The organism is Streptomyces sp. ADI95-16 (assembly GCF_003721495.1).
GTDB lineage: Bacteria > Actinomycetota > Actinomycetes > Streptomycetales > Streptomycetaceae > Streptomyces > Streptomyces goshikiensis.
The window spans coordinates 1,389,480-1,405,438 of the sequence record NZ_CP033581.1; the positions used below are offsets into that span (position 1 = coordinate 1,389,480).

A 15,959-nucleotide genomic window follows, 5' to 3' on the forward strand; every position below is an offset into this window, starting at 1 on the left:
GGTGACCGCTGCAGTTGCCTGGGACCTGTCGCCCGGGAACGAGTTCGTCGTGAACGGCGCGCCGTGGACCGTAGAGGCGTTCGAGCCCCAAGTGGGGAAAGTGGTGCTGGTCCGGCCCGAGCATGAGCCGTGGAAGACGTCGGTGCGGCAGCTGATGCATCACCCGAGCATCCGGCCGTCGACACGGACGAGGAAGGACCTTCCGGCCGCCAGCCGCGGAAGGCAGCCAAAGGGCGTTCTCGACCTGCCGCCGGGAAAGCGTGCTCTGGTGATGCTGCGAGTGGACCACCTGCGGGAGGTGGAGACCGGGTTCCGCAGCGGTGACCCACTTCACGCCCTGCCCGGAGAGCCGAAGCCGCGCTACGACCCGCAGTCCACCACGTTGACAGAGCGCCGTCATGCCAAGGTGAGGGAGCTGCGACAGGAGTCGGTGCGCAACCCGGATCTGGCCGCCGCCCACTGCCTGGACAAGGTCAGCTACCGAACTCTGATCCGTTGGGATCTGGGCCGCCGCCGCTTCGGTCCTGTGGGGTGTGCTGACGACCGGTGGCTGCGAGAGGCGACCGGCCGTCACATCTCAACCGCGGTACGTGAGGCCATTTTTGCCGTACGTCATGAGACTTTGCACCGCTCCAAGTTGACGGCGAAGGACCGTGAACGGCTGATCCATCAGTACGTGCGCGAGGAGTTCGGGGAGGACGAACCCGTACCCAGTTACGAGACTCTCCGGGTGGTGTGGAAGGAGTGGTTCGGACCGTCCGGAGCGCGTCAGCGCTATGCCGTTTCAGCCGCTCGCGCTCAGGCAGTGGCGACGGGGCGTCACGTGGTGGTGAGCCGGCCCGGCCAAGTGGTGGCACTCGATACGACGGTGCTCCCTGTCAAGGTCCGTGAGCAGGTCTTCGGCGATCCGGTCTCAGTGCATCTCACGCTGGCTCTGGACGTATATACGCATTCGATCGTCGCTTTCCGGCTCACGCTGGTGTCGGACACCTCGATCGACGTCGCCATGATCTTGCGGGACGTCATGATGCCGTTGCCCATGCGGCCGGACTGGGGCGAGGAGATGGAGTGGGCCTATCCCGGAGTTCCCGGCACCGTGATCGCGGGGTTCAGCGGCGGCAAGGTCGCCGGGCTGCCGTTCTTTGCTCCCGAGACCGTCACCACCGACCATGGGTCGGTTTACAAGAATCACCACCTGATCGAGGTGCAGCGGGTGATCGGCGCGACGATCCGGCCAAGTCGGGTGCTGCGGCCGACCGACAAGCAGGCGGTGGAGCGGGCTTTCGGCGCGGTCCAGTCACTGCTGTTCCGGATTCTTCCCGGATATCAGGGCATCGACAGCTCGGATCGCGGCATCGATCCAGAGGGTGACGCGTGCCTCACGGTGGCGGAGATGGAGCACTTGATTGCCACCTGGGTTGTCAAGATCTGGCAGAACCGCAGGTTCGGTTCTTACGCGCCCAGTTGGGATCCTGCTGGCGATCACAGTCCGAATACTCTGTTCGCCGCATCCATGGCGCAGGGCGGTTTCGCGCTGCAGATTCCACCGGCGGAGTTGTACTACCAACTGCTTCCTACCCATCGGGTGATGATTCACGGTCGGCGCGGCGTGAAGATCAAGAACCTCTGGTACGACGGGGAGGCGCTGGACGAGTGGCGTTTCCGTCTTTCAGGCCGTGGCGGGGAGGCGAAGGACAAGTATGTGTTTCACCGGGATCCGCGCGACCCGTGTTTCGTCTTCTTTCAGGACCCGCTCACCCATGAATGGCATCAGTTGCGTTGGGTGGGGCTTCCGGACGAGGGCAGGATGCCCGCGTTCAGTGACGCCCGTGTGCGGCAGGTGATGCGTGAGCTGCGCAACCGGGGCCTGAAGCCGAAGTCCGACAAGGATCTGTTGCCGATCTTGCTGGACCTCATCGGAGGCAGTGTCCCCGTGGATCAGTGGCCGACTCGCCTGACGAAGGCACAGCGGACGGAGCACGCCCGCGAAGAGGCCCGGGTCTCGGCAGCGGCAGCCGACCGGCCAAAGCCGCCTCCTGCCGCCGCCTGCTCCGACGAGGTGGCATCGTCTGTGCCCCGCCTGGGCGGTGACGTGGACAATGTCGTCGCGCTGCGGTGGCGCGAGCGGGCTGAGCAGGGCCAGGCCGCGATTGATGGTGAGCGCCGGCGCCGGCGTGAGGCGGTTGTCGAGGAAGCGGCCGCGCCGTCCGCCCTCGGCCAGCGGTTGCGGAGGCCCAGCCTGATGGACTTGCTCGACGATGAGCAGGAATGCGCCGATGAGCCTGGAGGCCACCTGTGAGCAAGCCGACGCAGCCTGCCGGCGGTGCAGTTCCTTCGTTCCTGCCCGGGCCGCCCATCGACCGGACTCGGGTGGAGGGCTGGCAGCGTTGGGTCCGAACCCGCAAGCTTTTCGTGCCGGCGCCCGTATTGAGCCTTGAGAACTACTTGCAGTTGGCGCCTCGTCGGCGCCGGATTCACGACCTGCATCGTCTGGCCACCCACAGCAGTCTGCCGGTGCAGTCCACGCCGATGGGCGAGGCCGTGGTGTGGCTGGTGAACGCACGCATCGAGGACGGTGCCTACAGCCACAAGGCCGGGATCCGTACCGGGGTCATGGTCAACGGCGGGGGTGCCCAGGGGAAGACCGAGACGGTCTGCGCGGCGCTGGCGGAGTTCGAGGAGGAGTGGCTGGAGGTGAACGAGTACATGAATCCGGAGGCCATGGCCGGCACCAGGGACCTCCTGGCTCCCGTCGCGTATGTGCGCTGCCCGGTCAAGGCGACTCCTGTCTCCACCTGCCAGCGCATCCTCGACTTCTATGGCGAGGACTACAAGAACATGCGCCAGGAAGATCTGATCCGGACGGTGAACGCCGCCATCACCGCACACGCCACTAAAGCACTCGTGATTGACGACATCACCCGTCTCAAACTCCACCGCGAGAGCGACCAGGACGTCTTGGACCTTCTCTTGGAGGTGATGAGTATGTCCGTCACGCTCATTCTGGTCGGGGTCGGCATCCCCACTTCAGGGCTGTTGCGCCGCGGTCAGTTCGATCCAGTCGCCAAGCAGTGGGTCGTCCCTCCGGTCAAGGACCGGGGGCGCAGTCCCAATCCGGATGCTGCGGCCCAGCATGAGCGACGCTTCGAGATGATCGATCTACAGCCGTTCGGCTACGACACTCCCGGGCAGATCAGGGCCTGGGTTGACCACCTGGCGAATCTGGAGAAGAGCTTGCGGCTCCTGCACGACACCGACGGCATGCTCACGTCCGGATCCATGCCGGAGTATCTGTTCCAGCGGACCAACGGGGTGGTTGGACTCCTCGAAAAGTTGGTCCAGCGGGGCTGTCGGGTGGCGATCGAGGGAGGCAGTGAGCGTCTGAGCAAGGAGTTGCTGAACCGTTGTGCCGTCAGCCTGACTGATCTTCCCGGCCTGGACGCCGATTCCGGGGAACAGCCGCTGATCCCGCCGGTCGATTCGCGTCCGAGGAAGAAGTCGAAGAGCAGGAACACCGTCTACGACGACGCGGGTCCGGCAGCAGAGTCCGCCGGATGAACCAACCTGCTCTCCGTCCGCTCGCGCGCAGCCTTGATCCGCTGCCCGGCGAATCCCTGGCCGGATTCCTCTTGCGCCTGGCCTATCGAATGGGATCCACTCCCCACCGCGTGGCGTCCCTGTGCGGTCTGACCTGCCGCAGCGACAGCATCCCCCAGGAGCAGCTTCGCGGGCTGAGCCCGGATGCCATCGAACATCTGGCCCGGGCCGCGCACCTGACCGTGCCCGAGGTTCAGGCTCTGACCCTGCAAAGTCTCACTAGAACCTACCCACCACTCGCCAGGCTTCGTGCTGGTCAGGCAAACATCGGGTCCAAGCTCAACATCAACTGGGCCGTGAATCCCGACAGCCGTTACTGCCCCCACTGCCTGCGCGGGAACGGCAGTCCCGTGCAGGAAGCCTTCGGTGGTGCCTGGCAACTGCGCTGGCATCTGCCCGTCGTATTCGCTTGCACGCAGCACTTGTGCCTCCTGGAAAACACCTGTCCCCGGTGCACCCAGCCGCTCAGCGGACGCGTCATCAGGCGATACAGTCTTGTCCAGATTCCCCACGTCTCCGGACTACACCCGGGCCAGTGCCGCAACCGTGCTCCCGGACCACCGCCCAAGCCGTGGGCCCGCGCCGTGCCATGCGGCGCACGATTGGACGCCCCGAGGGACGTTGCTGCTGCACTGTCGCCACTGGACATGCAGCACGTCCTTGACCTCCAGCACAACCTGAACCTGCGGCTGGCCCCAGGCCGACTGGGCGGTACTGCCGACGGTCAGACACCGCACACCTACTTTCCCGACCTGATCACAACCGCGCGCCTGATCACGCTCAGTTGGCCACAGGGCGCCTCGCTCCTGCCCTCCACCACGCTGGCAGACCTCGTGGACGAGTACGCCACGGCTTACGTGCATAACCCATCCCAACGCAGACCGCAGATCCGGCGCAGCGCCCCCGGTAGCACGGCGCAGACCTCGGCTCTGCTGCTCGCAGCCGCGACTGCACTCGGCGATCGGGATCTTGTCCCCCTGCGCGAGCGGATCGAGCCGCTTGCGCGCGAGCTGTACCGCCGGTCCACCTCCAGCGGCAGTAAGCTCTTCAAGGACAGCGATGTCTCATCCACCTTGTTGCGCGCCACCGCACAGCGCATCTACGGGTTCCAGAACCGCTCCACGTTGCGCATCGTCCCGAATTCGTATCGATTCGTCACCGACGAAATCCCTCCCCTCCTTCCAAGAGAGTGGTTCGACGCCTACTTCCAGCCTCTCCTACACCGCCTGCCCCAGCTGACCCCGATCTTGGAACGCCACCTGCGCTGGGCCGGCTCATTGAGGCTCGCCGAATTGGTCTGCGGTCAGAAATGGCAGGCTTGTGCAGAATCCCTCGGGATTCCTGAGAACAGCGCCCTCCGGACGATGAATGTACTGGGCAAGCAGTTGACTGATCCTGGTCTTTGGCCCATGTTCGAGGATGCGGTCGACCTGGTCGCACATAATTTGCATGGACAGGACCATCGCGTTGACTACGCCCACCGTCGCCGCTCAACAGCAGAGTGGCGTCTTTCACTCGCGGATTGGAAGGCGTTGTGCGACGGGATCCCCGGCCTTGAGCAGCGTCAGGCGACTGGAGACCCTCGAGTCGGCGAGGCCGTCATCTGGAGCATGGTCAACCAGGCAAGCTACCTTCACAGCCCGACCTTGACGCACCGCCGCTCCACCGCAGATTCTCCCCGCCGGGTAACCGAACAGACCGCGTTGTTCGCGAACAGCAGGCAACGCAGGCCGTCTTACGTGATTCTGAGAACTCGGCTCGCGGCCGGCGCTGCCCATCTCGCCCGAGCCTGCGACGAAGGATCTGACCTGCGAATCGAAGTGCCGAACTGGGCCTCCACCACTGCCGTGCAGCAAAAGGATCACGTCCGTTGACGACACGCCCGCTGGCGCGAAGCCTCGCCCCGCTGCCGGAAGAGTCCCTGCCAGGTCTTCTCCTGCGGCTGGCCTACCGGCTGGATCGCTCACCGGCGAGGATCGCCGCGCTGTGCGGGCTGAGCAGTCATCAACACCGGTTGCCTGTTGAATACTTGCTCAGCCTGCCTGCGGAGTTCACGGTGGCTCTTGAGGTCGCTGCTTCCCTACGCAAGGGTGAAGCCGATGCGCTCACTCTGTCAGCCATGGCCGCCTCCTATCCGCCGCTGGCCACCATGCGTCTGGCCGGCAGCCGCAACATGGCCTCCGCCCGGCGCACCTGGGCTCTCAACCTTTCCAGCCGCTACTGCCCCAACTGCCTCGCCGGGGACGGAAGCGACATCCAGAACTCATATGGCGGGCCGTGGAGACTGCGCTGGCACATCCCGGTCTCCTTCGCGTGCACAGCCCACGGCCGCCTCCTGGAGCTTGGATGTCCGCAGTGCGGAGGCCTCCCGAACCAGCCCTCGAACACCGAGCGCCAAGGGCTCATCACACAGCGCACCATCGGTGGACTACACCCAGCCCAGTGCCGGCACCACCTCACTGACGGCACTGTCAGCACCGACATCCGAACACCTTTGTGTGCAGCGCGACTCGACCGGAAGACCTGTGTAGCCGAGCAGCCAGACAGCGAACTTGTCAAAATGCTCGCCCTACAGAGGCGCATCGACCGGCATCTGACGCCCACCGAGCAATCGCCCGCGACCAGCGACAAACACTCAAACCCAGAACAGCACTTCTTCTCCGATCTGATCGCCGCCGCGCAACTCATCCGGCTCAGCTGGCCTGACAGTGCACGTTTCGCCTCCTCCACCGCCGTCTCCGACCTGATCGCCCGCCACGTCACCGCTTGGAACGGCTTCCATAACAACCGCAACCCGGGCAGGCGCGTCCGGGATGCATGGGCCGCCCCCCAAGACCCCGCCGAGTGCGGAGCACTATTGTTGGCCGCCGATGCCCTGCTCGGCGACCGCGGCCAGGACGGTCCGGCCCTCCGCGAGCGGATCCAGCCGCTCGCCGCCGCCGCGTTCATGCGCAACGACGCCAACACCGGTGCCGCCTTCCGACGGATGAAAGTATCGTCAGACCTGGCGCAAGCCCTGATCCAGCGGCCCCTTGGCTTCACCCGTGCTGGTGGCCATCACCACGTCAGGCAGCACATTCCCGCACGCCGGTGCCGTTTCGGGGTCGACCATGTCCCCGCGCTCTTGCCGGAGGCTTGGAGCGCCGCGCACTTTGGCGACTTGACGTCCCGATGGAGCCCCGGGGATACCTGGAAACCACGCCATCTACGCCGAGTAGCTTCCCTCAGGCTCGTCGAAATGGCCGGCGGTGGAACCTGGCCACAAAGCGCTGCGATCCTGGGAATACCGTGGACCACCGCCCAACGCAGCCTGACCGTACTCAAGCGAAGCCTGCTGCCCGACGGCCTGTGGCCGCTGTTCGACACCGCCGTCGAGATGGTCGCACGGGGGTTGGACCATGACACACGGCATGTGGATTTCGCCGCACGCCGTCGATCGCTGAGTACGTGGCAGATCCCTGCCGACGACCTTGCTGCCCTCACAGCGGACCTGGTCCGTCTTGCCAACGCAGAGTCCCCCCTGACCCGGGCTGCGGTGACCGCGCTCGTATGGGCTCGAGTCACCCAGGGCGACCACCTTCACAGCCCGGCGGTCGAAGCTCTTCGCACAACTCAGCAAGGTACCAAGCCCTTGGTCGCTGCGATCGGGCAGTTGCAGACCCCCGGCAACCGCAAAGGGGCCAGACTCCGCTTCCTACAGCGCATCAACGACTACGCCGACGACCTCGCCCGGGTCTGCAATGAAGCTCCGCCACCTCTACGGTAGCCGCCAGCCACTCCCCGCGAGCAGCCTCCAGCCGATCGGACGCCGGCCATCCTGGCCCACCGCACGGTCGAGGCTGCGACGGGGGCTTACCGTGGACGTGAGGTACTCCTCGGCACCTGGGCACAGTCATGGCACGGCCACCCGGACTGGCTGTGACCAGCTCACGTCCTGCATGTCCAATGTGACCGACCACGACGTGGCCACTCCCTTCCTGTGCAGTGCGCGCAGCACGTGCGGGAACGACACTGCCGGCATCGCGCAACAGCGGGCCAGCTTCTCGAGCTCGGCATCCCCCGCCTTCGCCCCGGGCGGCACATGAGCCGCCAGTACGAGCAGGAGGAGCTCTTCCGATGCGGACGCACCCAGATGCCGTGCTCTCGCCGTCGTTCGCAAAGCCCAGTCGGCGGAGCGCGCACGGTCGGCCCTCCCCGGACTCTGCAGGAGTGCCACGCCATCGAGTACTTGCGCCTCCACCGCAGAGCTGCAGCTGCTCGCAGGCTGGTACCCGGCCCGTCGCAGCCACCCCTCGAATTCGAGCTCCCGCCACGGGCTCACGCGGTGCACACCCATTCCGCGCAGGAGACCTGCGGGAAGTCGGACGCCGCCCGCCCGCGAAGCACGCAACGCGCATTGAACCGCCAGTAGTCGCGCATGGGCTCCCACAGCTGGATCAAGCGCCGATGCAAGGTAGTTGAGTAGGTAGGCCACCCGCCTCCGCTGGGCGTCACCGTGGCGGTAGCCGAGCGGAGGCGAGACGCCGGGGGCGAGCGTGCGCCGGTCCGCCTGAACGGTCGAGGGGATGACCGCAGCCTGTTCCGTCGCCCGGGCACACGCCAGGCATGCCTCCACCAGCGTCCAGCGGCGCCCGCCCTCGCTCCTGACGAGGACGAGTTCGAGCGTTCCGTGGCACCGACCGCGGCCACGGTGCCAGCGGCAACCCTGCTCGGAGCATCGGCAGACCCGCAGATGCTGCGGCAGGGCCTCGCGCCGGGCGTGCTCCGCCAGATGCCCGAAGGCCGCGGACCGCACATCCCGGCTACTGCCGCTCACGCGACCGCAGCTCTGGCAGCTGACGACCGGACCGTAGTCGCCGGGCCGGATGGCCACGGACCAAACCTGCTTCATCACACTTCTCCTCGTCCCAGAGCCGCACACCGGCGTCCACGCCGGCAGAGCGGCCCGCAGCGACATCACGGTTGCGCGGATACTGCCAAATAGGGCAGAGGTCTGCACTGACAGAAGTGGGGTCGGAACCGTGCGATAGCCAAGTGACGATCTTTCCGCCGGACCCGAACCTCGAGGCCCTCCGCTTGGAGCTGTCTCGCCTCCGGGCAGCGCGCGGATGGACCTACGACCAGTTGGCCGAGCGCAGCGGTCTGGCGCGCCGCACCCTGATCGAGATCGAGCAGGGACGGACCGTCGGCAGTCTGGGCACCTGGCATGCCATCGCACACGCGCTCGGCACACCCCTCGGCGACATCCTGGGTTTGATGTGCCAGGGGCACGCGCCACCTCTCCCCCCGACCCCGTAGCAGGCCGACCGGCACTCTGGTTTCCGCTTCAACCCTGACGGGTGAACAGATGCGTACACGCTTTCGCATGCCGCATCACAGCTCGACTCTGGTCGGCCATGCGGGGGTACACCTCAAGCACTGCTGCGGCACTTCTTGCGCAGGGTGCCAAGGTCGCGGCATGCGCACGCATATCTCTCCGCAATCCCGGCCGACGGCTCAGCCGACCTGGCACCTCTCGTCCACCGACGTCCGCTCAGTCGACTGCCCCACCTGCGACGCGTCCAAGGGCCAGCCCTGCCTGAGCTTGCGCGGCCATCCCTTGAACGTTCTCCACCGCGGCCGTTCGTCCCGCTACCTCAATGTTCGCTTCGGCCTCCGCGCAACGCGGCCCAAAAGGGGCGGACCCGAGGCAACTGCGCCGTCGTTCACCGGCCCGGGGCTGCGAGCCGTTCCAGTGCCGCACAACGAACCCTGGCGACTTCCTCGGAACGAGCTCGCCGACCTCATCACCTTCAGCTTCCTGGACCACGCCAAGGTGGTGGTCGCAGAGGCATGTGGAGTCGAGCGCTCAGGGCTGACCGAACTCCTCTACGACGCCGATCGGCTGTCCGCTTCCATCGACGCCTTGACATATGCACAGCACGACCTGCAGATCCGGCGCGAGGAACGATGCCTCGTTATCGGCCGGTGGGACGAAGAAGCGCAACACCTCGACTGGCAGTACACGGCCGTCGCGCAGCGCGCGCAGGAGGCCCGGCGGGAGTTTCAGCGACGTCGTACGGAGGAGCTCACTGCCGCAGGGGTTCTTCCCGGTTCGCCGGGCACGGATGATCCGCGAGAGCAGACGCTCCTGTGGCTCGCTCAGCACCTCGAACCGCACTTCCATGCCCTGTTCACCGAGTACGCGGCGGCCGCCGGCCTGCCGCCGGAGGCATCAGCGCCCGTCCGGACCAGACATGGCGCCATCGAGCGGGCCACAACACGCGGCCTACTGCACGCTCCCCTTCGTGGGGACGCCCTGCACGTCCACGGCATGAACGAGAACGAGTTCCGGCTCCGGGTGCTTCAAGACGCCAGTACGCAAGCCGATCGCGCTGACGCGCTATCCCATCCGCTCCTCCTGCACCGCTGGCGCCAGCACCTGAAGCAGCTCCAGACCGAGGTGGCACCGGGAGCTCTCAGCCCCTCCGCCCAAAGCCTCGTCCCCCTGGCCTGGGAGGACCTGCGCCCACAGTCGCTCCGCGAAGTCAGGGAACTGACGGGACGACGGCGCCTGCTCGGGAATCTGCTCCAGCGGTACGGCGAGAACCGGCGTCTGCGGTACGCCGTGCACGATGCCATCAGCATCGCCGAGCACGCACATCCTGACAAACCTCTGCTCACCGCGGCGGCTCGGAAGGCCCGGGAGGAACTCGGCCGTCGCCACCCCGACCTCTACAGACGTATGCGGGATGTGCTCGAACCACACCTGACGCGGTACGGACGGCTGCGACTACGGTCCGCTCAGGACAGGCAGAAGGTTCGCGATGAGGTCATGCTGGCCCTCCAAGAGCCGGGCACAGCGACAGCTCCGCCTCGGCAGATGCGACGCTGAGTGTCCGGCGGTCGGCGTCCGGCAACTCCGGCCGGCCATTGGTGGCCGCACTCAGGATGACGCCCCCACGCTCCTACTGGCTGCCGCCTGCGCAGCCTCAAAAGTCTTTGAGGCTGCGGCGCTCGAGCAGGATGACGTCGCGCCAGCGGCCGTGGTGGCGGCCGATGCGTTCGCGGGTGCCGAGGATGCGGAAGCCTGCGCGCTGGTGGAGGGCGAGGCTGGCGGTGTTCTCAGGGAAGACGCCGGACTGGATGGTCCAGATGCCGGCGGCTTCGGTCGAGGTGATCAGGGCGTCGAGGAGGGCGCGGGCGACTCCTCGGCCGCGGGCGGCTGGGTGGACGTACACCGAGTGCTCGACCACGCCGGCGTACGCGCAGCGGTCGGAGACCCCGCTCGCCGCGACCCAGCCGAGGACCTTCTCGTCGCCGTCGTCGGTGGCGACGAACCGGTGCGAGGGGAGCTTGGCCGAGTCGAAGGTCCGCCAGTCCGGTGCTTCGGTTTCGAAGGTGGCGTTCCCCTCGCCGATGCCCGCCCGGTAGATGACCAGGACCTGCTCGCCGTGGTCGGCGGTCATCGGGATGATCCTCATGGGCGCCCCAGGATCGCGCGTACGGCGGCGGGGAAGCAGTCCAGGCACGCCGTGTTGACCTCGTAGCGGGTGCTGGTGCCGTGCCGCTCGGCGAGGACGAAGCGGACCTCCGCCAGGGTTTTCAGGTGGTGGGAGACGGTCGACTGCCCGATGGGCAGGTGCTCGGTGATCTCGCCGACGGTCATGGGGCGCAGTTCGCCGGCGAGGAGGTGCAGCAGCCGGACGCGCATCGGATCGGCCAGGGCCTTGAACCAGCCCGCGTACGTGGCAGCGTCTTCGTCGGTCAGGCGGGCAGCGGTCAAAGGAACTCCCTTTCATCGACTATCGACGATAGTCGATGAAAGGGAGAAGTGAAAGAGCCTTGTTTTGATCGATCTCTATGTTGACGTTTGTCGATGTGAGGTCCATCGTTGACTCCATAAGCCTCGAAGTGGTGGATAAAGGAGCGCGCCATGAGTGATCAGGCTGATCTTCGCGAAGCGGTCCGTGTCGGCTACGCGGCGGCAGCGCTCCAGGTCTCCGGGGGCGGTACGGCCTGTTGCGGGTCCGGAAGCGTCGAGATCGACGAAAAATTCGGGTCCGGGCTGTACGAGGAGACGGAGCGCGACGCCTTGCCGGCCGAGGCGGTGGCCGCGTCGCTCGGCTGTGGGAACCCCCTGGCCGTCGCCGAGCTGCGCGAGGGCGAGCGAGTGCTGGACCTGGGGTCCGGCGGAGGCATCGACGTACTGCTGTCGGCCCGGCGGGTCGGGGTGAGCGGCAAGGCGTACGGGCTGGACATGACCGAGGAGATGCTCGCGCTGGCCCTGGCGAACCAGAGGAAGGCGGGCACGACCAACGTGGAGTTCCTCAAGGGCACGATCGAGGCGATCCCCCTTCCCGCGCAGACCATCGACGTGGTCATCTCCAACTGCGTGATCAACCTGTCCGTCGACAAGCCGGCCGTCTTCGCGGAGATGTACCGGGTCCTCGTGTCGGGCGGGCGTATCGGGATCTCGGACGTTGTCGCCGAGGACCGCCTCACGCCCGCCGAGCGGGCGGAGCGCGGAGATTACGTCGGATGCATCGCCGGAGCGTTGTCCTTCGGCGAGTACCGCGAAGGGCTGAAGGCCGCCGGCTTTGCCGACGTGGAGATCACGCCGACCCACGCGGTGGCCGACGGCATGCACTCCGCCATTGTCCGCGCAGTCAAGCCGACGACGGTGAGCGGCGAGTTGCCGCTGGTCGGCCAGGAGGGGGCAGTACCGAGTGGGACATCCTGCTGCGGCTGACCGGCGGGTGGCTGTGCTTCTGGGAGCAGATGGGCGTCGGCGGGACCGCCGACGCCCCCGGGCTGGTCAGCCGAACTGGGCGGTGATGCGCTGGAGCGGGACGAACTTGAAGTTCTGGTTGCCGCTGGCGCCGGGGGCACCGTTGGAGCCGTCCTGGCAGATGAACACGCCTTGTGGGAAGGCGGGTCCGAGGTTGGCGGCGGTGGCGTCGATGCCGTCGGTGTCCTCGCAGTCGTCGGCCGCGGTGCCGTTCGCGACGGAGAAGCGGCCGAGGTAGGCGCGGGTGGTGCGGTCGTAGACGGTGAAGTCGTTGCTGCCCTGGGAGGAGACGTAAATCCGGTTGCCGGCGGCGGTGATGCCCTCGGTGTCGGCGGTGATGTGGCCGCCGGAGCCGGTGGAGTCGAGCTTGGTGCGGCTGGCGCCGGCGGTGGGCTCGGCGCCGTAGATCCAGACGCCGACGTCCTCCTCGCCGAGGTAGAGCTTGCCGGTGGTCTCGTCGGCGTAGCAGCCCTCGACGGCGGAGCCCGCGTCCCACAGGCGGACGGAGGTCGCGGTCACCGAGTCGCCGTTGACGGCGAGCTCCCACTGCTCGACGCGGCCGGAGGTGGAGTTGGGGAAGGCGTACAGCTTCCCGGAGGCCGGTGAGGTGTAGAGGCAGATTCCGTGTGCGGTGACCTCGGTGGGGACGTCCTTCAGCCACGTGAGCTTCCGGGTCGCGGGGTCGATGCGGTAGATGTGCATGGCACCGTTGCCGCTGGCGGCCTCGTCGTCCGCCGAGACCACGATGTTGCCGCGCAGGTCGACGTTGTTGCCGTAGTCGCCGCTGATCCGCTGGATCCGGGCGCCGGTCATATCGTAGACCTCCAGCGCGCCCTTCTTGTCCGTACCGACGACCACCGACTTCGCGGGATCCGTCGGGTGGACCCAGATCGCGGGGTCGTCTGCGGCGTCGCCACTGTGCGAGACCGGAGCGGTCTCCACGGTCGCGGTGACGGATACGGCCGCCGCGTGTGCGGGGGCGGCCGGCAGGGCCAGGACTGCCAGGACGGCGGCGGGCAGTGCGGCGGCGCGGACTGAGACGGTGAAGGACACCGGGTTCCCCTCGGTCGGTTGATGGACAGGAGGAGGCTAGGGAGGCCCGGCGAGCGCGGCGTGAACGGCAGTTGAACCGGTTGAGGCCCTCTGCCCCGGGCTGCGCGGGTGCAGCCCGGGACAGGGATTTCAGTGCCGGTTCTTCCAGACCGAGACGACGGACGGGCGCGGGATGCTGCCCGGGCCGTCCGGCCAGACCGAGGCCGGGTTCTCGGTGGTGGAGCCGTCGGCCTCGCCCGGGTGCTGGGCGGCGATGAGGATGCGGTCCTCGGTGATGATCGGACCGCAGGTCTCCGCCGCCTTCGGGACGGTGAGGAACTGCTTGACGTGGCCGCGCTCGGGGCCCTTGACCGGTACGGCGAAGAGGCCGTCGTTGGAGCCGAGGGCGCTGCCGTCGGTGGCGAGCCAGAGGTTGCCGTGCTCGTCGAAGGCGATGTTGTCCGGGCAGGAGATGGGGCTGACCTTCGACTTGTCGTAGCCCGCGAAGTAGGTGGAGGGGTCGGCGGGGTCGCCGCAGACCAGCATCAGGCGCCACTGGAAGGTGCGGGCGGCGGCGTCGGAGCGGTGCTCGTCGAGCTCCAGGATGTGGCCGTGCTTGTTGCCCTTGCGGGGGTTGGCCTCGTCGACGCCGGGCTTGCCGGTGGCGCCGCGGTCCTTGTTGTTGGTCAGCGCGACGTACAGGCGGCCGGTCTGGGGGTGCGGCTCGACGTCCTCGGGGCGGTCCATCTTGGTGGCGCCGGCCTTGTCGGCGGCCAAGCGCGTGAAGACGTACACCTCAGCGGCGGTCATGCCTTCGATGTGGGAGACGTTGCCGGTGGCGAGTGGGATCCACTCGCCGGAGCCGTCGAAGGCGCCGTCGGCGGGGAGCTTGCCGGTGCCGTCGATCTCGGCGGCCGGGCTGTCGCCGGTGAAGCGGGCGACGTAGAGGGTGCCTTCGTCGAGCAGGCGCAGGTTGTGCTCGCGGGCCGAGCGGCTGTCGCCCTTCCGGAAGGCGTTCGTCGAGACGTACTTGTAGAGGTAGTCGAAGCGCTCGTCGTCGCCCATGTAAAGGGCGACGCGGCCGTCGCGGGTCAGGCGGGGCTCGGCGGCCTCGTGCTTGAAGCGGCCCAGCGCGGTGCGCTTGCGCGGGGTGGACGTCGGGTCGTACGGGTCGATCTCGACGATCCAGCCGTGCCGGTTCGGCTCATCGGGGGCCTTGGCGATGTCGAAACGGTCGTCGAACCGCTCCCAGCCGCGCTGGCTGGCGCCGGCGGGCAGGCCGTAGCGGGCCAGGCGCTGCTTGGCGAGCGGGTCGGTGACGGCCGCGGCGTTGGCGAAGTACTGGTTGAAGTTCTCCTCGCCGGACAGGACGGTGCCCCAGGGGGTGATGCCGCCGCCGCAGTTGTTGAGGGTGCCCAGGACCGTGCGGCCGGTGGGGTCGGCGGCGGTCTTGAGGAGGTCGCTGCCGGCGGCCGGGCCGGTGAAGCGGAACGGGGTGGTGGCGGTGATGCGGCGGTTGATGCTGTCGCCGGGGACCGGCCACAGGCGGCCCGATCGTCGGTCGGCCCGGACCAGGAGGACGGTCAGGCCGTGGGCGGCCCAGGCGGTCTCCACCTGTTCCCGGGTGGGGTTGGCCGGGTCGTAGCCGAAGAACATGATCTCTTCGTTGGTGTACTCGTGGTTGACCACGAGCAGCTTGTGGTCGCGGCCGCGCGGGGCGTCGAGCAGGGCCATGTAGTCGCAGTTGTAGCCGAACTGGAGGGCTTGGGCCTTCGCGCTCTGGTTGCGGGCGTCGAAGCGCGGGGCGCGGGCCAGGACCGGGTCGCCCCAGCGGATGACGACCTGCTGGGCGTAGCCCTCGGGGACGGTCACGGCGTCGGCGGTGTTCGGCAGGACGGGCTCGAAGTCCAGGCCGCGGGGCGGGCGGCCCGACCGGGCGGGCACTGTGGCTGCGGCGGGCGTGGCGACCAGCCCGGCCGCGCTCGCGCCGACCGCGAGGACCGTGGCTCCCTTGAGGATGCCTCTGCGGGAGAGGGCGCGCTGTACCACGTCACCGAAGTACGCGTTCAAGGAGCGGTTGGGGGCCTCGTGGGAACAGGCGTTGCCGCACCGGTACTGGCAGGTCAGGGCCGACCTGGCCGTGTTGTGGCTGGCGAGCAGGGGAAGTTCGGCACCTCTGTGCTCGCCGGGCTGATCGGACACGCTATTCCTCCACACAGTCGGTTGACTTCTGCAGCCACCTTGCATAGGTGACTTTCGATCCACGACGCTAGGCGGATTCCGGCCGCGCCCAGCCAGCCGGACGGTGAACAGCGGTCGAACTCTGGCGCCGATCGGGAGGCGCACGACCCGTGAGGCGCGACCCTGCGCCGGGTGCGCGAGGCCGACGTCACGAAGATCATCGAACCGAACGCAGGCGGTCACATTTGATCAAGATCCATCTATATAGATGACCGGCTATCGTTCATTCATGTAGACCCCGTCGTACACCCGCCGTTCATATAGGCGAGCTTCGATCCAAGTGTCCGAAACGGAGCGCCCAGGCGCCCTGATCCAGATC

General features: G+C 67.5%; 11 protein-coding genes. 7 read left to right on the forward strand and 4 right to left on the reverse strand.

Translation table 11 applies throughout. From position 1 onward, the window contains the following. Nucleotide 1: 1 nt before the first annotated feature. The 6 genes from EES41_RS05670 to EES41_RS05700 all read left to right on the forward strand — a co-directional run bounded on the left by EES41_RS05670 (nt 2) and on the right by EES41_RS05700 (nt 10,471). Nucleotides 2-2,299, forward strand: coding sequence for a DDE-type integrase/transposase/recombinase (locus EES41_RS05670; RefSeq protein WP_123082288.1), 2,298 nt, complete (start codon nt 2-4; stop codon nt 2,297-2,299). After that, nucleotides 2,296-3,558 carry an AAA family ATPase gene (locus EES41_RS05675; protein WP_123076195.1) on the forward strand — a complete coding sequence of 421 codons (1,263 nt, stop codon included), beginning with the start codon at nt 2,296-2,298 and terminating at the stop codon, nt 3,556-3,558. Before EES41_RS05670 ends, EES41_RS05675 begins: the two co-directional genes overlap by 4 nt. Next, nucleotides 3,555-5,471, forward strand: coding sequence for a TniQ family protein (locus tag EES41_RS05680; RefSeq protein WP_123076197.1), 1,917 nt, complete (start codon nt 3,555-3,557; stop codon nt 5,469-5,471). The genes EES41_RS05675 and EES41_RS05680 overlap by 4 nt, the downstream gene beginning before the upstream one ends. After that, entirely contained in the window at nt 5,468-7,363 is a 1,896-nt protein-coding gene (locus EES41_RS05685) for a TniQ family protein (protein WP_164495756.1), read from the forward strand. The genes EES41_RS05680 and EES41_RS05685 overlap by 4 nt, the downstream gene beginning before the upstream one ends. A 1,268-nt stretch (nt 7,364-8,631) precedes the next feature. Further along, nucleotides 8,632-8,895 (forward strand): helix-turn-helix transcriptional regulator, encoded by a 264-nt coding sequence (locus tag EES41_RS05695; RefSeq protein ID WP_123076204.1) that lies wholly within the window; start codon nt 8,632-8,634, stop codon nt 8,893-8,895. A gap of 160 nt (nt 8,896-9,055) precedes the next feature. Beyond that, the gene (locus tag EES41_RS05700) at nt 9,056-10,471 is read left to right on the forward strand and encodes a hypothetical protein (protein WP_164495757.1); all 1,416 of its coding nucleotides are present in this window, start codon (nt 9,056-9,058) and stop codon (nt 10,469-10,471) included. 97 nt (nt 10,472-10,568) lie between these two features. Here the strand turns inward: EES41_RS05700 and EES41_RS05705 are convergent, their stop codons facing one another. Continuing rightward, entirely contained in the window at nt 10,569-11,045 is a 477-nt protein-coding gene (locus EES41_RS05705; protein WP_254211325.1) for a GNAT family N-acetyltransferase, read from the reverse strand. An 11-nt stretch (nt 11,046-11,056) separates the two neighbouring features. After that, nucleotides 11,057-11,362, reverse strand: a complete 306-nt coding sequence (locus EES41_RS05710) for a helix-turn-helix transcriptional regulator (protein ID WP_254211326.1) — start codon at nt 11,360-11,362, stop codon at nt 11,057-11,059. Nucleotides 11,363-11,512: 150 nt separating this feature from the next. Between EES41_RS05710 and arsM the strand changes: the two genes are divergently transcribed. Continuing rightward, nucleotides 11,513-12,328, forward strand: coding sequence for an arsenite methyltransferase (arsM, locus tag EES41_RS05715; RefSeq protein WP_123076210.1), 816 nt, complete (start codon nt 11,513-11,515; stop codon nt 12,326-12,328). Between the two features lie 66 nt (nt 12,329-12,394). Here arsM and EES41_RS05720 read toward each other — a convergent pair whose 3' ends face one another. Beyond that, entirely contained in the window at nt 12,395-13,420 is a 1,026-nt protein-coding gene (locus EES41_RS05720) for a phytase (protein ID WP_123076212.1), read from the reverse strand. Between the two features lie 129 nt (nt 13,421-13,549). After that, entirely contained in the window at nt 13,550-15,601 is a 2,052-nt protein-coding gene (locus EES41_RS05725; RefSeq protein ID WP_254211327.1) for a PhoX family phosphatase, read from the reverse strand. Between the last annotated feature and the right edge of the window lie 358 nt (nt 15,602-15,959).